Below are 24,615 nucleotides of genomic sequence, written 5' to 3'. Positions count from 1 at the left end.
TGCCTCTGGTGTGCCCAATGACACGGTTATTGTTACACGCTTCCGTCCCCCTCTGCAGCATCGCGCTGGCTTGCGCCGCCGCGATGGGCGCCGCACCCGCCGCCAGCGATGTGGTCGCCGATGTGGCCACCAATGTGGATAGTGGCGCGGCGCTGGTGGAGGCCTGTCGCGACGCGCAATCCGGGGCCAGGCCTGGCGGCTCTGACCGCGCGGGACTTTGCGAGGGTTATTTGCTCGGCTATCTCCATGCCAACCCCGAAGTGGCGTTCAGCGAAGAACTGCCATCGGCCTACATGCAGCGCGTCATGCGCACCCGCGCCCCGGTCCACCCGCAAACCGACGCGCTGAAGTCCGTCGCCTACTGCCTCGAGGGCGCCAACAGCGTGCGGGAAATCCGCGCCGCGATCGCCGCGCTCGACCCGGCTTCCGTGGCGGCCGTATCGCCGGCCAGCGTGGTGAAACGCATTCTCGACAAAAACTACCGTTGTCGATCGTGACCCCGTCGACAAACCGCGAACTTTTACCGACAGCTGCTATAGAACATCGATCAACGGAGACCGACGTGCGTTATTCACTGGCAATGGCAGGTTTTCTCGCCATATTCTGGTTGGCGAACTCCGGCCACTACAGCGGCCTGTTGCTGGGCCTGGGCGCGCTGTCGGTGCTTGTCGTGAGCTGGATTTCACACCGCATGGACGTTGTCGACCATGAATCCATTCCCCTGCACCTCCTGTTCAAGCTGCCGCGCTATCTCCTGTGGCTGGTCGGGCAAATCTTCCTCAGCAACCTGGACCTGGTGCGCAGGGTGTGGCGTCCGGGCACGCCCATCGACCCGGTGGTGGCGCGGGTGCCGCTGCCCCAGGACAGCGATGTCTGCCGGGTGGTCTACGCCAACTCCATCAACCTGACCCCCGGCACCCTGACCATTGACATGGAACAGGACTCGCTGCTGATCCACACCCTCTCCCGGGAGGGCATGGACGCGCTCCAGGAAGGCGAGATGGCCAGGCGCGTCACCGCGCTGGAGCAGTGATGCTGTCGTTTACCATCATCGTCATCCTGCTGGTCATGCTGGTTGCCCTGGCCCGCGCCTTTACCGGGCCCAACGTCTTCGACCGGGTACTGGCGGCCAACCTGTTCGGCACCAAGACCGTGCTTTTGATTGCCGCCATCAGTTACCTCCTCGGCTCGCCGGACTATCTCGATATCGCGGTGATCTACGCGCTGATCAACTACATCAGCGTTATCGGCGTACTGCGCGTCACCGAAATACGGCGCGAACGCCGGCAGGCGGGTGCCGAATGAGCACGCTGTGGCTGTGGGCCAGCGATGCCTGTCTGCTGATCGGCAGCTTTCTGCTGCTGACCGGCGCACTGGGCTTTCTGCGCTTCCCCGACTTCTACGCCCGTATCCACGCCTGCGGCGTCACCGAGACCCTGGCGACCGGATTTGTTCTGCTGGGCCTGCTGCTGCGCTCCGACGATGCGATGCCACAGGTCAAGCTGGTGCTGATCCTGCTGTTTGTACTGTTCAGTAGCCCAACGGCGAGTCACGCCCTGGCCAAGGCCGCCTGGAATGCCGGCGTTCGCCCCCGGGACAACAGCGGCAAGCGGCGGGTGTCCCTGCCACACACAGACCCCTAGAAAACCGGAGGCCGTCATAGAAATCCTGGTCAACACTGTATTGCTTTGCCTGCTTGTCGCCACGGCGATTGCCTTGATCGCCGTGCGCGGCCTGCTCGCGTCCATCATGCTGACCAGTGTATACGGCCTGCTTTCGGCCAGCTTCTTCGTCACCATGGACGCGGTGGACGTGGCCTTTACCGAAGCGGCGGTGGGCGCCGGTGTTTCACCGCTGCTGCTGTTGCTCACCGTTGCGATCGTCGGCCGGCGGGAGGCCGCCAGCAACGCCCGCCGGCTGGTGGTGCCGCTGCTACTGGTAACGGTAACCGGCGCGCTACTCATCATCGGCACCCTGGACATGCCTTCCTTTGGCAGCCCCGACGCGCCCGCGCAGACCCATGTGGCGCCGCGCTACCTGCAGCAATCGGGCGACGAAATCGGCATTCCCAACGTAGTCACCTCGGTGCTGGCCAGCTACCGGGCCTACGACACCCTGGGGGAGGTATTGGTCATTTTCACCGCCGGGGTCGCGGTGCTCCTGGCCCTCGCGCCAGCCGGCCAGGGCGGTTCGGCGCGCGCCGAGCCACCCGCTCCGGAACACCTCGCTCCGCACACGATTTTGCAGGTGGTGAGCAAGCTGCTCATTCCCTTCATGCTGCTGTTCGCGTTCTACGTGCAGTTTCACGGCGAATACGGACCGGGCGGGGGATTCCAGGCCGGCGTGATCTTTGCCTCGGGCATTATCCTCTACGGCCTGCTCTACGGGCTGCCCACCGTATGCCGGGTCATCCCGCCGCCGGTGGTGGAGGTACTCGCCGCGGTCGGTGCCCTGATCTACGGCCTGACCGGCGTGCTGTCCCTGTTGGCGGGCAAGAATTTTCTCGACTACAGCGCGCTGGCCGCGGACCCGGTGACAGGGCAGCACATCGGCATCATCGCCATCGAGCTCGGCGTCGGCATCGCCGTGGCCGCGGTCATCATCACCATCTACTACGCCTTTGCCGGGCGACTGCATACCAGGGAAGACTGACGCAATGGACGTGTTCTCCTACTTCAACTACTGGGTCGTGGTCGTATTGATGATGCTCGGCTTCTTCATTGTGATCGCCCGCGGCAACCTGGTGAAAAAACTGATCGGGCTAAATATTTTCCAGACCTCCGTGTTCATCCTTTATATCAGCGCCGGCAAGGTGATGGGCGGCGCGGCACCGATCCTCGCCGACGGTGTCGAGCTGTACTCCAACCCCCTGCCGCATGTCCTGATCCTCACCGCCATCGTGGTGGGCATCGCCACCACCTCGGTGGGCCTGGCCTTGGTGGTGCGTATCCACGCCGCCTACGGCACGGTGGAAGAAGCGGATATTCTGGAGCAGGATGCCACGTGTTGAGCCAACTCCCCCTCCTGCCGGTCCTGCTACCGCTACTCGGCGCGCCCGCCTGCGCGCTACTGCGCAGGCCGCTCGCCGCCTGGGTGTTCTCCTGCGCGGTGAGCGTCCTCGCCCTCGCCGCCGCCATCGCGCTGCTGGCCGCCACCTGGCAGCAAGGCGTACTGAGCTACGCACTGGGGGGCTGGGCCGCGCCCTGGGGCATTGAATACCGCATCGACCTGCTCAACGCCCTGGTGCTGTTGCTGGTCTCCGCCATGGGCGCGGCGGTGCTGCTGGGCGCCCGCGCCAGCGTCTGGCGGGAAATCCCCGAACACAAACGCACCCTGTTCTTTGTCGCCTATCTGCTGTGCCTGGCGGGCCTGCTCGGCATCGCCGCCACCGGGGACGCCTTCAACCTGTTCGTGTTCCTGGAGATTTCCTCGCTCGCCACCTATGCACTAGTGGCCACCGGTCGCGATCGCCGGGCGCTGGTGGCGGCCTACAACTACCTCGTCATGGGCACCATTGGCGCTACCTTCATCCTGATCGGCATTGGCTTTGTCTACATGCTGACCGGCACCCTGAACATGGCGGACCTCGCCCAGCGCCTGCCGGCGGTGGGACAGTCGCGCACCGCCTTCGCCGCCTACGCCTTCATCGTGGTCGGCGTATGCCTGAAGCTCGCCCTGTTCCCGCTGCATTTGTGGCTGCCGGGCGCCTATACACGGGCCCCGTCCATAGTGACGGTGTTCCTGGCCGCCACCGCCACCAAAGTGGCGCTCTATGTATTGATCCGTTTCAGCTTTACCGTATTCCAGGTGGAATATTCCATCCTGGCGCTGCCCCTGGAAACCGTGTTTGTGGTACTCGGCGTGGTCGCCGTCTTCGCCGGCTCGCTGGTGGCGGTCTTCGAACCCGATCTCAAGCGCGGCCTCGCCTACTCCAGCGTGGCCCAGGTGGGCTATATGGTGATCGGGGTGGGCCTGGGCACCGTGGCGGGCCTGCAGGCGTCCCTCATTCACCTGTTCAATCACGCCATCATGAAAGGCACCCTGTTCATGGCGCTGGCCGCCGTGGTCCTTCGCCTGGGGGGCAGCACCTATGCACAGATGCAGGGTGTCGGGCGCAGCATGCCCATCACCACCGCCTGCCTGCTGCTCGGCGGCCTGAGCCTCATCGGCGTGCCGGGTACCGCCGGTTTTATCAGTAAATGGTACCTGGTGACCGCGGCGGCGGATCGCGAGCAGTGGCTGCTGGTGCTGCTTATCCTGGCGGGCTCGCTGCTGACGGCGGTCTACATCTGGCGGCTGGTGGAAACCGCCTACCTCGCCCCGCGCCAATCCCCGGCCAGCATCGCGCCACGGGCGCTGGAGGCGCCCGCCGGACTGCTCGCGGTGCTGGTGGTGCTGGCCCTGGCCAATATCTACTTCGGGCTGGATACCCGCCTGCCGGTGCAAACCGCCGGCGGCGCGGCAAACGGCCTGCTGGCGGCGGTACTGCCATGAGCGATAGCAACGGACTCTTGCTGGCCAGCCTGGCCATCGCCCCGCTCGCGATCCTCGGCATCGTACTGTTGCGATCGCGGCCCAACTGGCGAGAGGGCGTGTCGGTACTCGCCAGTATCGCGCTGTTTGCCGTCAATATCGGTATCTACCACTCGCTGCAGCAGGGCGCCACCCTGTCCTGGCGCAGCGGCGAGATCCTGCCGGGCCTGCGCCTGGAGCTCGCCGTGGAGCCGCTGGGCGCGCTGTTCGCGTTGATCGCCAGTTTCCTGTGGCTGGTCACCGTCGTGTACGCCGTGGGTTACATGCGCGGCCACGGCGAACAGAACCAAACGCGCTTCTACGCTTTTTTCGCCCTGTCCATCGGCTGCGTCATGGGTGTCGCCTTCTCCGGCAACCTGCTGACCCTGTTCCTGTTCTACGAAATGCTCAGTCTTTCCACCTGGCCACTGGTGGTCCACGCCGGGAACGACAAGGCGCGACACGGCGGGCGGGTGTACCTCGGGGTGTTGCTCGGCACCTCGATCGTGTTCTTCCTGCCCGCGATCATTCTCACCTGGTGGTCGACCGGCAGCCTGTCCTTCGTCCCGGGAGGCCTGTTCCCCGAGAACACGGACCCGCGCCTGCTATCGGCGCTGCTGGTCCTGTTTGTGTTCGGGGTGGGCAAGGCGGCGATGATGCCCTTCCACCGCTGGCTCCCCGCGGCGATGGTGGCGCCGACCCCGGTCAGCGCGCTGCTGCACGCGGTGGCGGTGGTCAAGGCCGGCGTGTTCAGCCTGGTCAAGATCGGCGTTTACGTGTTCGGCCTGGACCAGCTGGCGGCGGTGGACAGCCGCGAATGGCTGCTGTACCTCGCCGGCTTCACCCTGCTGGCCGCCTCTATCGTGGCCATGCAAAAGGATAACCTGAAGGCGCGCCTCGCCTATTCCACGGTGAGCCAGCTGGCCTACGTCACCCTGGGGGTCTTGCTGGCGGTACCCGACGGCGTGACCGGCAGCGGTCTGCACATCGCGATGCACGCCTTCGGCAAGATCACCCTGTTTTTCTGCGCCGGGGCCATCCTGGTGGCGAGCCACAAAACCGAGGTCAGCCAGCTGCGCGGTCTGGGCCGGCAGATGCCTTTCACCATGGCCGCCTTCCTCCTGGCCAGCCTGAGTATCGCGGGCCTGCCCCCCACCGGAGGCACCTGGAGCAAGTGGTTCCTGATGCTCGGCACCCTGGATACCGGCGCGCTGGTGCTGACCGCGGCGCTGGTGGTCAGTTCGCTGCTTAACATCGTCTACCTGACCCTGATTCCGGTGCGCGCCTTCTGGCGTTTCGACGGCGCCGACGAGGCGGCGGCGCCCACTGAGGTGCGGGAGGCGCCGCTGGCCTGCTGCCTGGCGATCGGCGTGACCACCGCCATTTGCGTGGCGCTGTTCCTGTTCCCGCAACCGCTGTACGAACTGGTCGCACAAATTCCGTTGGGGGGAGGCTGAAACATGGCCGGGGAAAAACGCTACCTGTTCGACAATCCGCGCAATGTCCGGCGTATCCTGTGGGCCCTGTACGCGGCCTGCATCCTGACCCTGTCGCTGGAACTGGTGGTTCACCGCCACACCGAGCACCCCTGGGAGTGGCTGCCCGGCTTCTATCCCGCCTACGGTTTTATCGGCTGTGTGGTACTGGTGCTGGTGGCGAAGTGGATGCGAAAAATCATCATCCGTCCCGAGGACTACTACCAGCAGCGCGACCTGCCGCCCTGGCCGGATAACGGCGCGGCGCGGCGCGGGGAGGACTCCCAATGATCACCCTGCCCCCCTTCGCGCTGTTCTTTGCCGCCGCGCTGGCGGTGGCCTTGACCCGGGGCCTGCCCCGGAACCTCGTGCTGCTCGCCACCCCCGCGCTGGGCGCCCTTAACCTCTGGCTGTTGCCCGCCGACGCCGCGTGGTCTCTGCAACTGCTGGGCATGGATCTGGAACCGCTGCGCATCGACCGCATGTCGACCCTGTTCGGCTACCTGTTCCACATCGCGGCGCTGATCGGCATCGTCTACGCCCTGCATGTGCGCGACACCCTGCAACAGGTCAGCGCCCTGCTCTACGCCGGTAGCGCGCTGGGCGCGGTATTCGCCGGGGACCTGCTGAGTTTCTTCCTGTTCTGGGAAGCCATGGCCGTCACCTCGGTGTTCCTGGTGTGGGCGCGACGCAGCCCCGCGGCCTACAGCGCGGGGGTACGCTACCTGGTGATCCAGGTAATTTCGGGGCTGTTGCTGCTGGTGGGCCTGATGCTGCACTGGCGCGCCACCGGCAGCCTGGCCTTTGAGTACATCGGCACCGAGGGCGGCTACGGCTGGCTGATCCTGGTGGCGCTGGGTTTGAAAGCGGCCTTCCCCCTGCTGCACAGCTGGCTGGTCGACGCCTACCCCGAGGCCACTCCCACCGGTACCGTGTTCCTCAGCGCCTTCACCACCAAGGTTGCGATCTACGCCCTGGCGCGGGGCTTTCCCGGCACCGAATGGCTGGTCTACGTCGGCGCCACCATGGCCTGCTTCCCTATCTTCTTCGCGGTGGTGGAAAACGACCTGCGCCGCGTGCTGGCCTACAGCCTGGTCAACCAGCTCGGCTTCATGGTGGTGGGCATCGGCATCGGCAGCCAGCTGGCGATCAACGGCGCCGTGGCCCACGCCTTTACCGACGTGATTTTCAAGGGCCTGCTGTTCATGTCCATGGGCGCGGTGCTGCACATGACCGGCCGGATCAACGGCTCCGAGCTGGGCGGGCTGTACAAGACCATGCCCCGCACCGCGGTGCTGTGTATCGTCGGCGCGGCGTCGATTTCCGCCTTCCCGCTGTTCAGCGGTTTCGTGAGCAAGTCGATGATCATGTCCGCGGCGCTGAAGGAACACTACAACGGTATCTGGCTGGTGCTACTGTTCGCCTCCGCCGGCGTGTTCCACCACGCCGGGATCAAGATTCCCTACTTCGCCTTCTTCGCCCACGACTCGGGCATCCGGGTCTCGGACCCGCCGCTCAATATGCAGCTGGCAATGCTGATCGCCGCCACACTGTGCATCGGCATCGGGGTATTCCCGGGGGTTCTGTACAGCGCCCTGCCCTTCGACGTGGCCTACACGCCCTACGATGTCACCCACGTGCTGACCCAGCTCCAGCTGCTGCTGTTCTCGGCCCTGGCCTTCGTGTGGTTGAACAAGCAGGGGCTGTACCCGCCCGAGCTCAACGCCGTGCACCTGGATGTGGACTGGAGCTACCGCCGCCTGCTGCCGCGACTGGCGCAGCCGGTATTCCGGGGCGTCGCCCGGGCCGACCGCGGCCTGCGCCAGCTCGGCAGGGGCGCGGTGGCCGGCACCGTGTTCCTGGCCCGGCAGCTGCACGGCCCCGGCGGCGTGCTGTCCCGGCAGGCCGGCACCGGCACCATGGTGACCTGGGTGGTCCTGCTGCTGGCGATCTACCTGCTGTTGAGTTTCAGCTAGGAACCGCCCGGCATATTTCCACGGATCGACCCGGCGACCCGGCGACCCGGCGACCCGGCGACCCGGCGACCCGGCGACCCGGCGACCCGCGCCAGTTACGCGAACATGGCCAGGAGTTGCTAGTATTAGGTAGGTCAACCACTGTCAAGGAGCGTGGGGGCTTATCGTGAACAGCGTTGTATCGGGCAACCGGTTCATCGCCGAACTGCTGGACAGCGCCGACATCCGCGTCGACGGGGACCGGCCATGGGATATCCGCCTCTATTCCGAGCGCCTGTTCGATCGCGTGCTGGCCCGCGGTAGCCTCGGCCTCGGCGAGGCCTATATCGACGGCGAGTGGGACTCGGAGCAACTCGACGCCTTTTTCTGCCGCGCCCTGAGCGCCGATCTCGATGAAAAACTCAAGCCCTGGCGCCTGCTAGGGCACAAGCTGCGCTCCCGCTTGCTCAACCGCCAGAGCCGGCGCCGCGCCTGGCAGGTGGGCCAGCGCCACTACGATCTCGGCAACGACTTCTACCGCGCGATGCTCGACCCGCGCATGACCTACTCCTGCGGCTACTGGCCCGGGGCCGACAACCTGGCGGCGGCCCAGGAGGCCAAGCTCGACCTGATTTGCCGCAAGCTGCACCTGGAGCCCGGCATGCGGGTGCTCGACATCGGCTGTGGCTGGGGCAGCTTCATGGGCTACGCCGCACAAAAGTACAGCGTGCAGTGCACCGGTGTCACCGTGTCGCGGGAACAGGTGGCCCTGGCCCGCGAGCGCTACGCCCACCTGCCCCTGGAGTTCCTGCTGCTGGATTACCGCAACCTGGAGGGCGACTACGACCGCGTGGTCAGCGTCGGCATGTTCGAACACGTGGGGCACCGCAACCACCGCACTTTCATGGCCGTGGCCAGACGCTGCCTGCGCGACGACGGCCTGGCCCTGTTGCATACCATCGGCAAGAACCGCGTGGTCGGCGCCGGCGCCACCGACCCGTGGATCGACCGCTACATCTTTACCAACGGCGAGATCCCCGCCCTGGGCCAGGTAACGGACAGCCTGGAGGGCCTGTTCACGGTGGAGGACCTGCACAATTTCGGCGCCGACTACGACCCCACACTGATGGCCTGGTACAGCAATTTCGAGGCCGCCTGGCCGCGCTTTCGGGATACACTGGACGAGCGCTTCCGGCGCATGTGGCGCTACTACCTGCTCAGTTGCGCCGGCGCCTTCCGCGCGCGTAAATTGCAACTGTGGCAGTGGGTGCTATCGCCCCAGGGCGTGGCGGGCGGTTACCGCCGGGCGAGCTGAGCCCCGGCGGTCACTCGCGCCACTGTATCAGAACTGGTAGTTCAGGCTCAGCTCGAAGTTGCGACCGGGTTCGCTGTAGCGGCGAATGCCGTTGTCGGTGACACCGATCCCGGGGCGCAAATCGCCCTGATCGATAAAGCGCACGCTATCCCAGGCGTAGTACTCCTTGTCACCCAGGTTGTACACGCCGGCCACCAGTCGCAGGTTGTCGATCACATCGACATAGGCCACCAGGTCAAACACGGTCGCGGTATTGCTTCGGTACAGGGGGTATAGCCGCTCGCCGTCGGCTTCGGTGGAGTAGGAATCCCCGTCCTTCTTACCTTGTGTGTAGGAGGTCACAAACTGCATGCCCCAGTTGCCGCGCGGGCTGTCGTAGTTGAGGCGCCACACCGCGCTCGGCGGCTGCACCGAATACACCGGGTCGCCGTTGGCTTCCTCGCCCTCGGTGTAGGCCGCCAGGAAGCGGGTGCTGAGACCATCCCGCAGGCCCAGGGCCGCGCTCAGATCGAGGGTTGCCGACAGTTCCAGGCCCTTCATCTCCACTTCGTCGCTGTTGACCGGCATCTGGTAGCCATTGGGGTCCGGCTGGCCGGTGTTGCTGTTGATGCCCTCGAAATCCTGGTATTCGATGAAGTCATCGTATTCGCTGTAGAACAGGCCCACGCGGTAACTCCCCAGCCCGTAGTCGCCCACCAGGGCGATGTCGTAGTTGGTGCTGGTTTCGGCGTCCAGGTCGGGGTTGGCAACCGCGTTCCAGTCATCCTGGGTACCGCTGGTTCTGTACATTTCCTCCACGGTGGGGGCGCGGAAACCGGTCGAGACCCCCGCCTCCAGGCTCAGGTGGTCGCTGAAAGCCTGTTCCACGCCAACGGTCCAGGTGAGGGCGTCGAAACCGATTGTCCCCAGGGTTCCGGTTTGATCGGGGAAGTTGTCATCGGCGCTGGCGTCGTAACTGTAGTCGTCGTAGCGCAGGCCCAGGCGCAACTGGGTGCGCTCACCCAGGGCGAAGGTATCCTGGCCGTAGAGCGTGTACACCTCGGCCTCGGCGCGCGGCACCAGGGCGCCGAGGTTTTCGGTTTCCCACTCGACGACATCGTCGTTCAGGTCGTCGGAGGAACGGAACTGGCTGTTGCGGTAGTCCTTGTCCTGCAATTCCAGGCCGTAGATCAGGCGGTGGTCGCCCACGGTCTTTTCCAGGTCCAGGGTGACCTGCAGCAGTTCCTGGTCGTAGCTGCGGTTGTCGACGCGGTTTTCATTGGAGCTAAAGAAGGGCGGGATAAAGAATTGCGCCCGCTGGCGGGTGATCGCCTCCAGCTCGTTGTCCTGCCGGTTCACCGCCGCGGACAGGGTATCGAACAGGGCGGTTTCATGCTCCAGGTTGTAGAACAAGCCGTAGCGGGTCACGGTATTGGTGTCGTCACCCACCCGGTCGTGGTACCAGCCGCCGTTGTAGGACCGCGTGTCGGTTTCGGTGTTGCGGTCATAGTAGCTGCCCACCAGCCCGACTTCCTGGCCCGGGCTCAGCTCGTAAATCAGCTTGCCCAGCACGCTGTTCAGCTCCCGGTCCTGGGGGTCCGGCACTTCCCGGGCAGAGCCTTCGATATCGGCGCCGTCCATGTCATGGTTCTCGAATTCGTGGCCGCCGCGCCAGGTGTACACCAACAGCGATTCGAGGGCGCCGGTACGGTTGGCGGCCGAGATGGTCGCCATGGTTTCATCGTTTTCACTGCTGTAGGCGGACTTCAGGCCCAGGCCCCAGTCGTCGCCCTCGGGCGCCAGGTAGTCATCCGGGTCCTTGGTGGTCATGTTGACCGCCCCGGCCAGCGCACCGCTACCGGAAAACAGGGCGTCCGCTCCCTTGACGATTTCCACCGCTTTCAGGGCCTCAACGTCCACACCGTTGCGCGAGCCCTTGAAGTAGCCGTAGGCCTGCCCGCTCTCGTATTTGAGGGTCTCGCCCTGGGGCACGCCGTCGACATTGATCGCCACGCGGTCTTCGTCCAGGCCGCGGATATTGAAGCCGCTGGCGCCCCAGCGGTCGTCGCCGCGGGACACCGATACCCCGGGGATGTAGCGCACCAGGTCATCGGCGTTGTCGATTTGCTCGGCGCTGATATCCTGCAAGGTGATGACGTCCACCACCGCGTCGCGCTCGATACTCTCGGACTCGACCACCGTCAGGTCCAGTTCCCGCGGCGCCGGATCGGCAAGAAGGGGACTGGCCAGGAGCGGCCCCCCGCAGGCCAAAAGCACCCCCCGGGCAATGGCTGTGCGGCGAAATTGAGTTCGCGGTTTGGACATGATGGATTCCCCTTTGGCTAGAATGACTCGATTAAATTAACGAAACGATAATCGTTATCATTTAGATTAACAACAAATACTGTGGATTTTTGCCCATTGGAACTGCGGGGGGTGACGCGATGCCAGCGTTTCCGGGCAGGTACTGGCTACCGGCCGCCGGCAATCCACAGGTGGATGCGGCCGATCTCGCCCTCGGGGGCGAATTCCATGTCGTCGGCACCGTCTCCGAGGACAAAGGGAATCTGCCGGTAGGTGGAACCGCCCGCTTCGCGGGAGGCTTCCAGGTGCAGGGTGTAGTCCCCGGCCGCCACCGGCCGGCCGAAATCATCCCGCCCATCCCACACCAGCTCGTAATGCCCGGGCTGGCGGGTCGGCCTGGCGATGCCGTCGAGCAATTGCGCATCCTTGCGCCCCACCCGGCGCCACCAGCGCCGGTTCTCCCGCGCCCAGCGCTCGGTCTCGCCCAGCAGCAGCAGATTTTTCACCGCCCGCCGCCCGCTGTCGCTGATCCAGATCGCTACATAGGGCGAGTGGAATTCGGCCACGCGCATCTCCGGCAGCGTGTATGCCAGGCGCAGCACCGGCTCGGCGCTGTCACCGGACCCGGCCGCATCGAGCAGCGCATGCCAGTTGGCCGAGGCCAGCTGGCGCCCCTCGCCGTCGATCAGCAGCGCCTCGACCTCCGCCAGACCGTCCACCCAGTCGATGCCCTCCGCCATTTCTCCCGCGGCCAGGGCCGTGGCCACCGCATCGGCGGTGACCGCGTCCGGCGCCACCACCACCGCGGCGGGGGCGCCGACCACCGGCCAGCCGTCCCGGGGCGTGAGGATGTGACTGAATTCGCGTCGGCCGATATTGCGCGAGCGACTGTGGTGTCCACTGGCGGCGATAGCCCGGGAGTTCAGGCGCAATCGCGCAACGAAACCGCCGTTATCGGCGGTGGCGACCGGGTCCGCCACGGCCACCTCCCAACCACCGCGGCCCGGGGGCGCGCCGGCGTAGACGGCATCGCCGCCGATATCCAGCTTGAAAGCCACCCCCGGCAGCGCATCGCGCAGCAGGGCCGCCAGCCGGTCGATAACATAACCCTTGGCCAATCCGTCCGCGGCGATCGCCACGGTGCCCGGCAGTTGCAGGGGAACGCCGTCAATCCTCATCCCGGCGCGATTGGCGTTCCACGCCAGGGCGCGCAACTCGATGCGGTCCGGCACGCTTTGCCGGCGTTCCGCGTCCCGCCAACGGGCTTCCACCTTGCCCATGCGACAGCTGAAACGCCCCGCGCTCCGCCGCCGCCAGCGCTCGCAGTGCTCGAGTACCGCTCGCAGATCCGCGGACACCCGATCGGCGCCGCCGGCGCGATTGAGGCGGGACAGCTCGCTGTCGTCGCGGTAGGTGGACAACACCGCCTCCAGCCGCCGCCACTCGGTCTGCAGGCGGTCAAACACCGCCTCGGCGCTCGCGCGGTCGGCGCCGTAGAGGGTCAGGTCCAGGGACGTGCCCAGCACGCCGTCGCGGTGAAACTCCACCGCCTGCTCCGCGGACGCCGCGGTTGCAACGGCGCCCAGCACCAGCTGGCAACACAGCAAAGCGCGCGCCAGGCCGGCGCCGATCCGACCGCCCACCTCAGCGAGTGCTGGTGTTGCTAGCCACCGCCGTGGCGGGTTCCGGGCGCGGCTCGCGCGGCGGTGGCGCGGCCTCTTCCCAGGTGACAAAACCGTCGCTGTCCGTGTCCCAGCGCTTGAAGCTGCGGTGACCCGAGCGCTGGTACTCGGCAAAGGTCATGGCGCCATTTTCGTCCTTGTCCAGAGCGCCGAAGCGCACGTGGGTCTGCTTCACCTGCGCCGCGCGGTCGGCGACGATCCCGGCGTCCAGGCGATCCTCGAATTCGCGCAGGTACTCGTCGGCGTCGATGCCGCCGTCGCCGTTGCGATCGGTGCGCGCGAACTGCACCGCGCGCTGTCGTTCGTATTCCTCGCGGGTGACCCTGTCATCGCCATCCTCATCGTAGAGCGCCAGCATGCCGCGGTGGTCGTGGGTACTGGGCATCCGCAATACCCGCCGCACCTTCGCCGCCGCCTCCTCCCGGGAGAGCGCCTCGGCGTCCTTGCGCTGATTGTCTTTAGCTTCAGCCGCGGCCTCGCCATCGGCCACATCCACAACCCCGTTAGTGTCGAGATCGAGGTGGCTGAAGGCCCGCTCACCGGAGGACTTGAACTCCGCCGCGCTGACCGCGCCGCTCTCGTCCTTGTCCAGGGCCTTGAAGCGCACCTCGGTCTGGCTCAACTGGGCCTTGCGATCCAGCTGCAGCTGGTTATCCAGGTGGTTTTCCCACTCCAACAGGTATTCGTCGGGGTCGACGGTGCCGTTGCGGTCCATATCGGTATTGTCGAAACGCTCGCGCCGGGCCTGCTCGAACTCCACGCTGCCGAGCCTGCCGTCGCCGTCGAGATCGTACTGTTCGATAAAACGCGCCTTGGCGTGGGACGCCGCGCCGGCCTGCGCGGCGACCGCCGCGACCACGACCGTCAGCCCCGCCCGCGCAATGTGTTTGAGCTTGCTGCTTGCTTTCATAATTTTACTCAATCGCCTCCAAAACCAGTGTGTAGGTGTGACTGTATTGCGGCGCCGGCGAACCTGCCGGCGCCGGCGCCCGGTGGCGCATCTGCAACAGGTAGATGCCGCCGTGTTCGGGTGTGAACGCCAGCTCGCCCGTGGCCGAGCTGGTCAGGGTCTGCACCGGCTCGGTGGCGCCGTGCAGGCCCGAGGCCAGGAACACGTCCACCTTCTGGCCCACCAGCGGCTCGCCGTAGAACAGGGCGCGCATGGGCAGGGCCTCGCCGGCGAAGACCCCGTTGGGGTGGCCCCGCAGCTCCAACTCGACGCCGTCCTTGCGCGGCGCCAGGGGCGCCTCGCTCGGCGCGCCCTTGCTGACATAGGTTTCCGCCATGGTTACCGATTGGAAGAAAGCCTGGAGCTCGGCCCCCGGCGGCAGCGCCGCGCTGGGGTCCTCTGCGGCGTGGCGCTGGCCGTCGAGTGTGTAGAGCTTGAACACCCGCCCCTTGCGCCGCCCGGTACTGAAACGGTAGGTTCCGTCCTCGCGCAGTTGATGCTCCAGCACCACGCGGGTTTTCAGTGTTTCCCGGGTCTGCGGCGCATGCACCGTGCCGTCCGGGTGGGTCACCGCGAATTCGCTGTTATCGAAGGCCGCTTCCGGAACGAAGAAGTGCTCGGCAAAGGCGGCGTCGAGGGTAATGACATCGCCGTTGATGGGCTCGAAGGTATTGGGGGCGAGGTAGGGGGTATGGCCCAGCGCCGCCGGAGAGAAGGCCAGGCAAAGCAGGGCTTTTATCGGGATTTTCATGCGCGGCTCCAAAATAATCGCGGTATGTGTAACTCTCAAACGAGAACGGTATGGTAATTGATAATTGTTATCATTTACAAACAGGCATACACTAGGCCCCCTTATTAGCGATGCCACCAGATCGATTGCCGGGCGCCATGAACAACATTCCCACCGCCACGACCCCCACCCCCGCCACACGCTCCCGCCGGCGGCGATCGCCGCTACTGGCCCTGGCCGCGGCCCTGGCGTTTGCGGGCCCGTCGGCGTTCGCCGCCGACAATCCCGTCGAGAGCGTCCGCGACATGGCGGCGCAGTGGCTCGCGCTGGAACGTCAACAACAACAGATTGCGGCTCAGTGGCAACAGGAAAAACAGGCCCTGGCGCTGCGGGTGGAACTGCTGTCGCGGGAACGCGAGCAATTGCAGGGGGCCATTGCCAGCCACGACGACAGCGACGATGCGATCGCCGAGGCGCGCGCGGAACTGCTGCGGGCGCAACAGGCCCTGGAGGATGAACAGGGGCGAGTGGCGGACCTCAACCGCTATCTCCGACACCTGGCCCGTACCCTGCAGCCCTCGCTGCCGCCGCCGCTGGCGCGGACCTGGGCGGACCAGCTCGAGCAGGACCTGCCCCCGGACAACCCCAGCGCCGCATTGCAGCGCCACCTGGAACTGTTCGGCATGTTGGATGACTTCCAGCAGGCAACCACCTTGGCCGAGGGCGAGATCGACCGGGGCGAGAGCGGCCGCCTGCACGTCAGGCAGCTCTATCTCGGCGCCTCTCACGCCTGGTACATCTCCGCCAACGGCGAGCACCGGGGCACCGGTCGCGCCAGCGCGTCGGGTTGGGTCTGGGAGGAAAACCCGGCACTGGATCCCGACAACCTGCTCGAGGCCATGGCGATGCTCGAGAGCCGGGGCCGACGGGGGCTGATCAGCCTACCGGTGGCGCTCAGCGACAGCGATGACGCACTTGCCGGAGTGCGGCATGAACCTTGAGCCTCGTGGTTACCCCCGGCGCGGACCGCGTCAGCGGGGCGAACGCGCGCGGGGCTGGGCCCTCGGTCTGCTGCTCGCGGTGAGCGGTAATCACGCCGCGGGCGGCCTGGATATCGCCAGTGCCGGACTCGCCGGGGAAATCCAGGCCGCCCGCCAGGCCCTGTCCGCCAGCGAGACGCGCATCAACCGCGAGCGCCGCGAACTGTCGCGCCGCCTGCAGGCGCTGGAAACGGAAGTCGGCGCGCTGCGCGATCAAAACGCCGCCGCCCGGCGCGCCGCCGACGAGCGGGACATTACCCTTGCCAACCTGGAGACGCGACTGGGCGAATGGCGGGAGCAGAGCGCCTACCAGCACCGGCTGATCGACGAATACATCGACCGCTATCCCGGCGGCACCTTGCCGGAACAGCGCCTGGACACACTGCGAGCCCTGGTCGACACCTCGGCACGGCGGGTCATTCCCACCTGGCGCGAGCGGCAGATCGTCCTCGACAGCGGCGAGCTGGTTCCGGCGATGACCCTCGGAATCGGTCCGGTCAGCTGGTACCTGCGCGAGGACAGCGGTGCCAGCGGCCTGCTCGAGCACCGGGACGACGGCCCGCCCCGGGTGCGGATCGAACTGGGCGATGACGCCACCGATGCCCTGGCGACACTGCGCCGGGAGGGGCGCGGGCATCTCAGCCTGGACCCGACCCTGGAATACGGCTTCGCCACCGGCAACGGGACGTCCTCTGTGGTCGATCACGTATCGCGGGGCGGTATCTGGGTGTTGCCGATCCTCGCCATGGGGCTGGCGGCCCTGCTGGTGAGCGCCGGCAAACTGTTGCATTTCCGCCGCCTGGCGCCCCAAGGCGCGGCGGCGTTGCCGTCCACGCTCGCCGAAGACGGTGGCGATGGCGGTGGCGAGACGCTGGAGCAGTTGCGCTCGCGTCTCGCTACCGGCGACGGGGTTACCACGCGCCTGCTGGATATCACCCTGTCCACGCCGGCGGGCACCGCGCGGGACGACCGGCTGTTCAGCGAAATCAGCCACTACAAGCGCGCGCTGGACAGCTGGCTCGGCACACTCACCGTGGTTGCCGCGGTGTCCCCGCTGCTGGGGCTGCTGGGCACCGTGAGCGGCATGATCGAGACCTTCCAGTTAATGACCCTGTTCGGCGCCGGCGATCCCGAGGCCGTGTCCAGCGGTATATCCAAGGCCCTGATTACCACCGAACTGGGGCTGGTCGTGGCCATTCCCGCGCTGCTGCTGCACACCGTGCTGTCGCGCTGGTCCCGCCAGCTCCTGGCCCTGGTGGAGGACACCGCGATTACTCTCAGCCGCTGGCAGGAGCGCGCGGCGTGAATCACGCACTGCTGGCCAACCCGGTGATGTGGTGCATCCTGGTGCTCGCCGCGGCCACCTATTTCCTGCTGCTGCGGGAGATTCTGGTTACCCGGGCCGGCCTGCCGCCGGTCGCCGGGGGGTCCTGGTCGGCGCCCGCGACCGCGCTGATCGCCGCCCTGCCGCTACTGGGACTGCTGGGTACGATCGGCGGCCTGTTGCAGGCCTTTCACGCCCTGTCCACGGGTGCAGGCGCGGACATGGGGCAGCAGCTGGCCGGGGGTATCGCCGCCGCCCTCTACACCACCGAGTGGGGTCTGCTCACCGCGATTCCCGCCTGGTTCCTGCACCAATGGTTGCGCGCCTGCCGCGCGCGGGCGGCACGGGAATGAGCCTGCGGCCCAGCCTGCAGCAGCGGTTCGACACCGAACACGCCGGGCGCGGCATCGACCTCTCGCCACTGCTCGACGTGGTCTTCATTCTGCTGATCTTTTTCATCGTCACTACGGTATTCGTGCGCGAAACCGGGGTGGAGATCGACAAGCCCCGGGCGCTGTCCGCGCAACAACTGCCACAGTCGGTGGTACTGCTGGCGATCACCGATAGCGGCAGGGTGATCCACGCCGGCAATGACATCGGCGCCGAGGGCGTGCGTCGCACCCTGGAACCGCTGCTGCGCCGGCAGCAGCGCCCGGTGGTAATCCAGGCCGACAGCGCGGCGCCCTCCGGCCTGCTGGTCAAGGTGCTGGACGCGGCGAAACTGGCTGGTGCCGCGGATGTCAGCATAGCCACCCGCACCGAGGCGGGCGCAATCTGATGCGCCCGGCCACGGCCCCGTCCGCGACACGGCGGGCACTGGCGGTGTCGCTGCTGCTGCTAGCGGCACTGGCATCGGTGATGTACTACACCGGCGAGGTAACGGCCGAAAAACCCGAATTGCTGGTGCGCGGCACCGCACTCGCCCTGCCGCCGCCCCCGCCGCCACCGACCCCGGTATCCATGCAACACGCCGACCGGATCCCGACCCTGGACCTGGCGGTCGCCAGTGAGGCCTCACCGGTCGCCATCGCACCGGTGGACCCCTCCGCGGTGCTGGATCACGTCGCGGTGCGAGACCCGGCGCCACCACAGCCGGACATGGCCTGGGAGCGAGACCTGAGCGTCGACTGGCAGGCGCTGTCGGTGGACGCGCTGGACGCGCCACCGCGCGTGGTCGCCCTGTACCGGGCGCCCTGGCCCAGCGACCTGGCGCGTCGCAATATTGCGCGCGCGGTGGTCAAACTGGATGTGTTTATCGACGAGCAGGGCGTGCCCTCCCTGGTGGAAATTGTCGACAACCCCTATCCAGTTCTCGACGCGGCGATCCGCGACATCGTCCGTGGCAGCCGTTTTTCACCCCCGACCAGCAAGGGCGAGGCGGCGCGAGCCCGCTTTATCTGGCCCCTGGAGATTCGCCAATGACGCGCCTGTTGTTGTACTTCGGCCTGCTGTGCTGGACGAACGCGACCGCCGCCCTCGACCAGCAACTGCGCCTGCCGCCGCCGCAATGGGTTCTGGACAGCAACATCGAACCCCTGCGTTCGCGCGAGGCGGGACTGCGCCCCGAGGAACAGGCAATCGCCAGCGAGCTACGCCCGCTGGTGCAACAGGGCGAGTACCGGCGCGCCATCACCCGGCTGGCACAGATGGACGACAGTCAATTCAGCGCCGCCCTGCTCTTCGTCAAGGCCCAGCTGCACCTGGCCGCCAACGATCCCGAGGGCGCCCGCGTGGCCTACCTGGCGACCCTGGAAAAAATGCCGGATTTCCAGCGCGCTCACCGCGGCTTGGGCATGGTCTACCTGCGTCAGGACAAACCGGAAGCGGCGCGACACCATATCGCGCGCGCCATCGCCCTGGGGGCCAACGATGCGCAACTCTACGGGCAGCTCGCCTACCTGAACCTGGAGACCCGGTCCCCCGCCAGCGCCATTGCCGGCTACCGCCAGGCCCTGTTCCTGGAGCCGGACAACAAGCAGTGGCAGCAGGGCCTGCTGTACGCACTGGTCAAGGCGCGGCATTTCGAGGCCGCGCGGGCTCTGGTCGAAGAGGGACTGGGCCGCGACGGCAACGATGCCGATCTGTGGTTGCAGTACAGCAACCTGGCGCTGAATACCGGCGACCCGGTGGCCGCGCTAGCCGCGCTGGAAGTCGCTTCCCGACTGGGCTCGCTGCCACCCGAAAGCGCCCTGGTGGCGGCCCAGCTGCACTTGCGCGAGGGCAGCCTGACGCGCGGTGTGGCCCTGCTGGAGGGCAGCATGGGGAAGCTCGACGCGGCCCACGCCACCCCCTTGGTACAAACCCTCGACTGGTTGGTGCAGCGACAGGAGTGGCCCGCGGCGCGACGGCTGGCCGATAGCCTGGAAACCCGGGGAAAGACGCTGGGCGCCCGCGAACGCAGCCGGGTGTACGCGGCCCGCAGCCGTATCGAGCTGGCGAACGAACAGACCGACCGGGCCCGCAACAGCCTCGAGCGGGCCATCGACATCGACCCGGCAAACGGCCGCGCGCTGCTGGCGCTGGCGGAACTGGAGCGCGATCCCCGGCCCCACCGGGCGGCGACGCTGTTCGAGCGCGCCGCCGCCCTGGAGGGCTTCGAGGAGCAGGCCAGCCTGGGACGGGCGCGGCTGGCGGTGGCCCAGGCCGACTACTCCCGCGCCCTCGACCACCTGCTGCGCGTGCGGGAACTCAACCCGCACCACCCGGGTCTCGGGCGCAATATCGCCAGCCTCGAACGGCTGGTCGCGCTGGGCCGGCACTAGGGGATAACGTCTTTCGCGGCACCATTGTTGCGAATGATTATCATTTATATTAGGGTGTTGTGCCAGCGGACACCGGGGACAAAACCGGTCGCCACCCGCACTGTGTAACCACGCCAGGAAGCCGAGCCCATGCTGCCGGAGTTTTTACAGATAGAAGTACTGCGACGAAAGATCCGCTACGCCGAGGAGCCCGATAACCCCGGGCTGATCAAACTGTTTTTCGAGCTGGACTCAGCGCCGGAGACCGAGACCCTGTTGCAGCGTCGCCTTCGACTCCGCGCCCAGTACGTTCTACTCTACGAGACAGTAGAGGACGCCAACAATCCGTCACACTGGCGGCGAACCTGCCTGAACGTGATCTACCGCCCCCTGTATGAATTGCGACAGCTGGCGAACAACGCACTCAGTCGCGAGGACGTCGCCCTGTTATTCACCCAACTCAAGTCCATCAACCTGGGCGCCTGACCCAACGACCCGCCGGAGCAGCACCATGACCACGACCCGAATCGAACGCGACAGCATGGGCGAATTGGAGGTCCCCTCGCAGGCCCTCTACGCCGCCCAGACCCAGCGCGCCGTCAACAACTTTCCCGTCAGCGGCCGGCGCATGCCCGCGGGCTTCGTGCGCGCCCTGTTATTGATCAAATCCGCCGCCGCCAGCGCCAACGTCAAGCTCGGCGAACTCGACAGCGACCTCGGCGAGGCCATTGTCGCGGCGGCGGCGCAGCTGCGGGACGACCCGCGGTTGATGGAGCATTTTCCGGTGGACGTGTTCCAGACCGGGTCCGGCACCAGCTCGAATATGAATGCCAACGAAGTGCTGGCGACCCTCGCCACTCGCCTGAGCGGCAAGGCGGTGCACCCCAACGACCACGTGAATCGCGGCCAGAGCAGCAACGACGTGATTCCCACCGCGATTCACGTCAGCGCCACCCTGGCCCTCGAGGAGCAATTGTTGTCCGCGCTTTCCCACCTGATCCGAACCACCCGGATCAAGGCCAGGGAAGTACACCAGTACATCAAAACCGGGCGCACCCACCTGATGGACGCGATGCCGGTGCGCATGAGCCAAAGCCTGGACGCCTGGGCGGAACAGGTGCAACTCAACCAGGCGCGCCTGGAGCTGGCAAAGGTCGACCTGCGCAGCCTCGCCCAGGGCGGCACCGCGGTGGGCACCGGCATCAACGCCCACCCCGAATTCGCCGAACAGTTCGCGCTGGCGCTGTCGGAACTGAGCGGCCTCAAGTTCCAGAGAGCCGCCAACTTCTTCGCCCATATCAGCTCCCAGGACGCCGCGGTGGCGCTGTCGGGACAACTGCGCGGCAGCGCGGTGTCGCTGATGAAAATCGCCAACGACCTGCGCTGGATGAACTCCGGGCCGCTGGCGGGGCTCGGCGAGATCGAACTGGAGGCGCTGCAACCGGGCTCCTCGATCATGCCTGGCAAGGTGAACCCGGTGATCCCCGAGGCCGCGGCCATGGTCTGTGCCCAGGTCATGGGCAACGACGCCACCATCGCGGTGGCGGGCCAGTCGGGCAATTTCGAACTCAACGTGATGCTGCCATTGATCGCCGAGCGCCTGCTGGACAGCATCGAACTGCTGGCCAACGCCAGCCGCCTGCTGGCGGACAAGGCCATCGCCGGCTTCCGGGTGCGCGAGGAGCAACTGCAGGGCCCGCTGTCGCGCAACCCCATCCTGGTCACCGCCCTCAACCCGATCATCGGCTACCAGAAAGCGGCCGAAGTGGCCAAGAAAGCCTACGCCGCGGGACGTCCGATCGTTGACGTGGCCCAAGAGGAGACCGACCTGGACCGCGAGCAACTGCTGGAACTGCTGGACCCGGCGCGGCTGGCGGACGGGGGTGTGGAATGACTCGTCCACTGCGCGCATCACTCGCCCTCGGCGCCACCCTGCTGGCGGCCGCTATCTACACCGGCGCCGCCGAGCAATATCAGGCGCGCCAGTACACCTACGCCTGGCCCTTCATCGAGGAGGGCGACATGCGGCCCCGGGGCGGCAGCACCTCCGGGCCCGCGGTCACCCTGGATAAGGAACCCGGTGATGCCTGGCTAGCACTGCGCGAGCCGGGGCTGGCGGACAAGGAGCGCGACCGGCGCGCCATTCTCGCCATGGCGGGGCCCTACCGCGCCAGCTTTGATTTTATCGAAACCATGGGTTTCACTCCCGGGTATACGCCACCCCGACCCTACCAGTCCTGGGGCACGGAATACGTCTACGTGGTGGCCGACGAACCCGATTTCATCAGCCTGCAGCACATCATGGTGATGGTGTTCGAGTCGGCCGATGGCACCGTATCGGAACCCATGGTGATGAAGCACTGGCGCCAGGACTGGCGCTACGAGGACAGGCTAATCAACGTCTACACGGGCAATCGTACCTGGGAGCGGCGCCGGCTCGGCGCCGACGATGTCAAGGGCACCTGGTCCCAGGCCGTGTACCAGGTGGACGACTCCCCGCGCTACGAGGATATCGGGCGCTGGCTCCACGCCGGCAATGTCTCCACCTGGGCGAGCGAAGACACCTGGCGGCCCCTGCCGCGACGCGAGTTCAGCGTGCGCGACGACTACGATGTACTCGCCGGCAGCAACCGCCATACCATCGTACCCACCGGCTGGACACAGGAGTCCGACAACCTCAAGTTGGTGCTGGATGCAAAGGGCGAACCCCACGCTGAACAACCCTATCTCGCGCGCGAAGCCGGACTCAATCGCTACGAGCGTATTTCCGGGCACGATTTCAAACCCGGCGATCACTACTGGCAGCGCACCGCCCCTTTCTGGGCTGAAGTTCGCCGGGCCTGGGACACGCTGCTGGAACAGCACGCGAAGGTGCGCGTAAAACAGCAGGTGGAGGGACAGAAGTTGTTCGAGGCGATGTTTGCCTATGCCGGCGACATCGAGCACAGCGACAGTTTCGATCGCGAGGCGGCCCGCCGCTTCGTCGACTCCACCCTGGCCCGCTTCACCGTCACCTCCGGGGACCCCTGACCACCTGCTTGCCGTCGCGACAGCGGCGGCTCCCCGGCGAAATCTCCGGTCTTCTGCTCCGGATCGGTGTAGGTGTAATCCGGCTTTACCCATTCGGTGAACGAGGCCAAGCAATGATGCTGACGATGAGACGCCACTTTTCGCTGGTTCATGGACCACCAGCTACTCTCCACACGCCATCTATTCCCAGATTACTTTCGCTACAGAACGCACTTTCTCAACAAACTCGTCAAGATGCCGGCTCTCCATAATCAATGGGGGAGAGAGGATGACACTGTCCCCGGCGCCACGAACCATCAGACCGGATTCGAGCCCCTTGCGAAATATCTGGGTGCCATAGGGTAGCCCGTCGGCATTGGGGGCAAACTCAATTGCCGCCAACAATCCATAGTTGCGGATATCCACTACCTGAGGGAGATCCGCGAGGCTGTGCACTGCGTCCTCAAATTCACGACCGATTCCCTCATTGACCCTTGTGAAAAGGGATTCCTCGAGATAGATATCGAGACAGGCACTTGCAGCGGCACAAGCGATGGGGTGCGCCGAATAGGTATAGCCGTGCCAGAGTTCGATCCCCTCCTCCGAGTTGACCACCGTCTGGTAAATATCAGCACTGCAAAAAGTGGCACCCATGGGCACAGCACCGCTGGTCAGCCCCTTGGCCGAGGTGAACATGTCAGGAATGACGTCGAATTCTATGGAAGCGGTGAACGCACCGACCCTCCCAAAGGCCGTCACTACTTCATCAAAAATCAACAGGATGCCGTGCTCATCACAGATCTCTCGCAGGGCCCGCAAATAGCCCGCCGGCGGCGGGAGTACACCGCCCGCACCCGCGACCGGTTCTACCAGCACGGCGGCGATCCTGTCGCTCCCGTGAAGCGCAATCAGGTCATTCAGCGCTTGTGCCTTTTCCACCCCATGGGCCGGCAGGCCACGGGAAAATGCATTACGGGCAAGGTCGTGGGTATGGGGCAAATGATCCACCTCCCCCCAGCGATGAAACTGGCGGGTATTGGCGCGGATACCCGCAACGCTGGTCCCACCCATGTTGACACCGTGATAGGCCCTCTCCCGGGCAATAAACAGGTTTCTGCCGGATTCGCCGCGGGCCGCGTGGTAGGCCATCGCTATCTTGAGCGCGGTATCGACCGCCTCCGAGCCCGAGTTGGTGAAGAAAACGTGGTCCAGATTCCCGGGAGCAAGCTCTGTCAGGCGTTCGGCCAGTTCGAAGGAAGCGCGATGCCCGAGGTTGAACGATGGGACATAACCCAGGTTCCTGGATGCCTCGTACATTGCCTCCGCAACTCTGGCGGGGCTGTGTCCGAGATTGGTGCACCAGAGCCCCGAGGTCATGTCCAGCAGGGTATCGCCCTGTTCGGAGGTCCAGTACATCCCGCTGGAGGATTCCATCAGTACGGGCTTCTGCTTGAATGCCTTGTTAGCGGTGAATGGCATCCAGTGTGCATCGAGATTCATTTCCGGTCCTTCCTCAGGATTACTGTAAAACGTGAAACATCACCTGAAGTCTAGGGGCGGCCAAAGAGTGTCGGAAGATGCTTATAAGCGCTGTATTGGT

General features: G+C 65.9%; 25 protein-coding genes. 20 read left to right on the top strand and 5 right to left on the bottom strand.

The features are described from left to right. Window positions 1-17: 17 nt before the first annotated feature. The 11 genes from JYP50_RS11495 to cfa all read left to right on the top strand — a co-directional run bounded on the left by JYP50_RS11495 (window position 18) and on the right by cfa (window position 9,257). The gene (locus JYP50_RS11495; RefSeq protein ID WP_206560660.1) at window positions 18-497 is read left to right on the top strand and encodes a hypothetical protein; all 480 of its coding nucleotides are present in this window, start codon (window positions 18-20) and stop codon (window positions 495-497) included. A gap of 65 nt (window positions 498-562) precedes the next feature. Beyond that, window positions 563-1,033, top strand: a complete 471-nt coding sequence (locus tag JYP50_RS11490; protein WP_206560659.1) for a Na+/H+ antiporter subunit E — start codon at window positions 563-565, stop codon at window positions 1,031-1,033. After that, window positions 1,033-1,305, top strand: coding sequence for a monovalent cation/H+ antiporter complex subunit F (locus tag JYP50_RS11485; protein ID WP_206560658.1), 273 nt, complete (start codon window positions 1,033-1,035; stop codon window positions 1,303-1,305). The genes JYP50_RS11490 and JYP50_RS11485 overlap by 1 nt, the downstream gene beginning before the upstream one ends. Continuing rightward, complete coding sequence (gene mnhG / locus JYP50_RS11480) at window positions 1,302-1,643, top strand: monovalent cation/H(+) antiporter subunit G (protein ID WP_206560657.1); 342 nt, start codon at window positions 1,302-1,304, stop codon at window positions 1,641-1,643. The genes JYP50_RS11485 and mnhG overlap by 4 nt, the downstream gene beginning before the upstream one ends. Next, window positions 1,576-2,652, top strand: coding sequence for a Na(+)/H(+) antiporter subunit B (locus JYP50_RS11475; RefSeq protein WP_206560656.1), 1,077 nt, complete (start codon window positions 1,576-1,578; stop codon window positions 2,650-2,652). The genes mnhG and JYP50_RS11475 overlap by 68 nt, the downstream gene beginning before the upstream one ends. A gap of 4 nt (window positions 2,653-2,656) precedes the next feature. Next, complete coding sequence (locus JYP50_RS11470) at window positions 2,657-3,010, top strand: cation:proton antiporter subunit C (protein ID WP_206560655.1); 354 nt, start codon at window positions 2,657-2,659, stop codon at window positions 3,008-3,010. Next, the gene (locus JYP50_RS11465) at window positions 3,004-4,494 is read left to right on the top strand and encodes a proton-conducting transporter membrane subunit (RefSeq protein ID WP_206560654.1); all 1,491 of its coding nucleotides are present in this window, start codon (window positions 3,004-3,006) and stop codon (window positions 4,492-4,494) included. Before JYP50_RS11470 ends, JYP50_RS11465 begins: the two co-directional genes overlap by 7 nt. Continuing rightward, window positions 4,491-5,969, top strand: coding sequence for a proton-conducting transporter membrane subunit (locus JYP50_RS11460; RefSeq protein ID WP_206560653.1), 1,479 nt, complete (start codon window positions 4,491-4,493; stop codon window positions 5,967-5,969). The genes JYP50_RS11465 and JYP50_RS11460 overlap by 4 nt, the downstream gene beginning before the upstream one ends. A 3-nt stretch (window positions 5,970-5,972) precedes the next feature. After that, entirely contained in the window at window positions 5,973-6,278 is a 306-nt protein-coding gene (locus JYP50_RS11455) for a hypothetical protein (RefSeq protein ID WP_206560652.1), read from the top strand. Continuing rightward, entirely contained in the window at window positions 6,275-7,963 is a 1,689-nt protein-coding gene (locus JYP50_RS11450; RefSeq protein ID WP_206560651.1) for a Na(+)/H(+) antiporter subunit D, read from the top strand. Before JYP50_RS11455 ends, JYP50_RS11450 begins: the two co-directional genes overlap by 4 nt. 166 nt (window positions 7,964-8,129) lie before the next feature. Beyond that, the gene (gene cfa, locus JYP50_RS11445; protein WP_347136771.1) at window positions 8,130-9,257 is read left to right on the top strand and encodes a cyclopropane fatty acyl phospholipid synthase; all 1,128 of its coding nucleotides are present in this window, start codon (window positions 8,130-8,132) and stop codon (window positions 9,255-9,257) included. Between the two features lie 27 nt (window positions 9,258-9,284). Here the strand turns inward: cfa and JYP50_RS11440 are convergent, their stop codons facing one another. The 4 genes from JYP50_RS11440 to JYP50_RS11425 form a co-directional block, all read right to left on the bottom strand. Next, on the bottom strand, window positions 9,285-11,561 hold the full coding sequence (locus JYP50_RS11440; protein WP_206560650.1) for a TonB-dependent hemoglobin/transferrin/lactoferrin family receptor: 2,277 nt from the start codon (window positions 11,559-11,561) through the stop codon (window positions 9,285-9,287). 146 nt (window positions 11,562-11,707) lie between these two features. Continuing rightward, window positions 11,708-13,183, bottom strand: a complete 1,476-nt coding sequence (locus JYP50_RS11435) for a DUF2271 domain-containing protein (RefSeq protein WP_206560649.1) — start codon at window positions 13,181-13,183, stop codon at window positions 11,708-11,710. A 1-nt stretch (window position 13,184) separates the two neighbouring features. After that, window positions 13,185-14,132, bottom strand: coding sequence for a hypothetical protein (locus JYP50_RS11430; RefSeq protein ID WP_206560648.1), 948 nt, complete (start codon window positions 14,130-14,132; stop codon window positions 13,185-13,187). A 4-nt stretch (window positions 14,133-14,136) separates the two neighbouring features. Further along, on the bottom strand, window positions 14,137-14,922 hold the full coding sequence (locus tag JYP50_RS11425; RefSeq protein WP_206560647.1) for a DUF4198 domain-containing protein: 786 nt from the start codon (window positions 14,920-14,922) through the stop codon (window positions 14,137-14,139). 137 nt (window positions 14,923-15,059) lie between these two features. On the opposite strand from JYP50_RS11425, the gene JYP50_RS11420 reads away from it, so the two are divergent. The 9 genes from JYP50_RS11420 to JYP50_RS11380 all read left to right on the top strand — a co-directional run bounded on the left by JYP50_RS11420 (window position 15,060) and on the right by JYP50_RS11380 (window position 23,036). Next, complete coding sequence (locus tag JYP50_RS11420; RefSeq protein WP_206560646.1) at window positions 15,060-15,902, top strand: DUF3450 family protein; 843 nt, start codon at window positions 15,060-15,062, stop codon at window positions 15,900-15,902. Further along, on the top strand, window positions 15,892-17,247 hold the full coding sequence (locus JYP50_RS11415) for a MotA/TolQ/ExbB proton channel family protein (protein WP_206560645.1): 1,356 nt from the start codon (window positions 15,892-15,894) through the stop codon (window positions 17,245-17,247). The genes JYP50_RS11420 and JYP50_RS11415 overlap by 11 nt, the downstream gene beginning before the upstream one ends. After that, window positions 17,244-17,618 (top strand): MotA/TolQ/ExbB proton channel family protein, encoded by a 375-nt coding sequence (locus tag JYP50_RS11410; RefSeq protein WP_206560644.1) that lies wholly within the window; start codon window positions 17,244-17,246, stop codon window positions 17,616-17,618. Before JYP50_RS11415 ends, JYP50_RS11410 begins: the two co-directional genes overlap by 4 nt. Continuing rightward, on the top strand, window positions 17,615-18,043 hold the full coding sequence (locus JYP50_RS11405; protein WP_241263051.1) for an ExbD/TolR family protein: 429 nt from the start codon (window positions 17,615-17,617) through the stop codon (window positions 18,041-18,043). The genes JYP50_RS11410 and JYP50_RS11405 overlap by 4 nt, the downstream gene beginning before the upstream one ends. Then, the gene (locus JYP50_RS11400) at window positions 18,043-18,687 is read left to right on the top strand and encodes an energy transducer TonB (RefSeq protein WP_206560643.1); all 645 of its coding nucleotides are present in this window, start codon (window positions 18,043-18,045) and stop codon (window positions 18,685-18,687) included. Before JYP50_RS11405 ends, JYP50_RS11400 begins: the two co-directional genes overlap by 1 nt. Then, window positions 18,684-20,027 (top strand): tetratricopeptide repeat protein, encoded by a 1,344-nt coding sequence (locus tag JYP50_RS11395; protein WP_206560642.1) that lies wholly within the window; start codon window positions 18,684-18,686, stop codon window positions 20,025-20,027. The genes JYP50_RS11400 and JYP50_RS11395 overlap by 4 nt, the downstream gene beginning before the upstream one ends. A gap of 129 nt (window positions 20,028-20,156) precedes the next feature. Next, window positions 20,157-20,492 (top strand): hypothetical protein, encoded by a 336-nt coding sequence (locus JYP50_RS11390; protein ID WP_206560641.1) that lies wholly within the window; start codon window positions 20,157-20,159, stop codon window positions 20,490-20,492. A gap of 25 nt (window positions 20,493-20,517) precedes the next feature. Beyond that, a complete protein-coding gene (locus tag JYP50_RS11385) occupies window positions 20,518-21,900 on the top strand; it encodes a class II fumarate hydratase (RefSeq protein WP_206560640.1) in 1,383 nt (460 codons plus the stop codon). Continuing rightward, on the top strand, window positions 21,897-23,036 hold the full coding sequence (locus tag JYP50_RS11380; protein ID WP_206560639.1) for a DUF6607 family protein: 1,140 nt from the start codon (window positions 21,897-21,899) through the stop codon (window positions 23,034-23,036). Before JYP50_RS11385 ends, JYP50_RS11380 begins: the two co-directional genes overlap by 4 nt. Before the next feature lie 180 nt (window positions 23,037-23,216). Here JYP50_RS11380 and JYP50_RS11375 read toward each other — a convergent pair whose 3' ends face one another. After that, complete coding sequence (locus JYP50_RS11375; protein WP_206560638.1) at window positions 23,217-24,515, bottom strand: aminotransferase class III-fold pyridoxal phosphate-dependent enzyme; 1,299 nt, start codon at window positions 24,513-24,515, stop codon at window positions 23,217-23,219. Between the last annotated feature and the right edge of the window lie 100 nt (window positions 24,516-24,615).

The sequence above is a fragment of the Parahaliea mediterranea genome (assembly GCF_017255185.1).
Classification (GTDB): Bacteria; Pseudomonadota; Gammaproteobacteria; order Pseudomonadales; family Halieaceae; genus JAFKCZ01.
The sequence above is the reverse complement of the archived record's forward strand: the minus strand, read 5'-3'. Positions and strand labels throughout refer to the sequence as shown.

Bases quoted from the DNA above. Each gene is read 5' to 3' on its own strand.
- JYP50_RS11495 (WP_206560660.1), top strand. From the start codon at position 18: ATGACACGGTTATTGTTACACGCTTCCGTCCCCCTCTGCAGCATCGCG.
- JYP50_RS11485 (WP_206560658.1), top strand. From the start codon at position 1,033: ATGCTGTCGTTTACCATCATCGTCATCCTGCTGGTCATGCTGGTTGCC.
- mnhG (WP_206560657.1), top strand. From the start codon at position 1,302: ATGAGCACGCTGTGGCTGTGGGCCAGCGATGCCTGTCTGCTGATCGGC.
- JYP50_RS11475 (WP_206560656.1), top strand. From the start codon at position 1,576: ATGCCGGCGTTCGCCCCCGGGACAACAGCGGCAAGCGGCGGGTGTCCC.
- JYP50_RS11470 (WP_206560655.1), top strand. From the start codon at position 2,657: ATGGACGTGTTCTCCTACTTCAACTACTGGGTCGTGGTCGTATTGATG.
- JYP50_RS11460 (WP_206560653.1), top strand. From the start codon at position 4,491: ATGAGCGATAGCAACGGACTCTTGCTGGCCAGCCTGGCCATCGCCCCG.
- JYP50_RS11455 (WP_206560652.1), top strand. From the start codon at position 5,973: ATGGCCGGGGAAAAACGCTACCTGTTCGACAATCCGCGCAATGTCCGG.
- JYP50_RS11450 (WP_206560651.1), top strand. From the start codon at position 6,275: ATGATCACCCTGCCCCCCTTCGCGCTGTTCTTTGCCGCCGCGCTGGCG.
- JYP50_RS11440 (WP_206560650.1), bottom strand. From the start codon at position 11,561: ATGTCCAAACCGCGAACTCAATTTCGCCGCACAGCCATTGCCCGGGGG.
- JYP50_RS11430 (WP_206560648.1), bottom strand. From the start codon at position 14,132: ATGAAAGCAAGCAGCAAGCTCAAACACATTGCGCGGGCGGGGCTGACG.
- JYP50_RS11425 (WP_206560647.1), bottom strand. From the start codon at position 14,922: ATGAAAATCCCGATAAAAGCCCTGCTTTGCCTGGCCTTCTCTCCGGCG.
- JYP50_RS11420 (WP_206560646.1), top strand. From the start codon at position 15,060: ATGAACAACATTCCCACCGCCACGACCCCCACCCCCGCCACACGCTCC.
- JYP50_RS11415 (WP_206560645.1), top strand. From the start codon at position 15,892: ATGAACCTTGAGCCTCGTGGTTACCCCCGGCGCGGACCGCGTCAGCGG.
- JYP50_RS11405 (WP_241263051.1), top strand. From the start codon at position 17,615: ATGAGCCTGCGGCCCAGCCTGCAGCAGCGGTTCGACACCGAACACGCC.
- JYP50_RS11400 (WP_206560643.1), top strand. From the start codon at position 18,043: ATGCGCCCGGCCACGGCCCCGTCCGCGACACGGCGGGCACTGGCGGTG.
- JYP50_RS11395 (WP_206560642.1), top strand. From the start codon at position 18,684: ATGACGCGCCTGTTGTTGTACTTCGGCCTGCTGTGCTGGACGAACGCG.
- JYP50_RS11390 (WP_206560641.1), top strand. From the start codon at position 20,157: ATGCTGCCGGAGTTTTTACAGATAGAAGTACTGCGACGAAAGATCCGC.
- JYP50_RS11385 (WP_206560640.1), top strand. From the start codon at position 20,518: ATGACCACGACCCGAATCGAACGCGACAGCATGGGCGAATTGGAGGTC.
- JYP50_RS11380 (WP_206560639.1), top strand. From the start codon at position 21,897: ATGACTCGTCCACTGCGCGCATCACTCGCCCTCGGCGCCACCCTGCTG.
- JYP50_RS11375 (WP_206560638.1), bottom strand. From the start codon at position 24,515: ATGAATCTCGATGCACACTGGATGCCATTCACCGCTAACAAGGCATTC.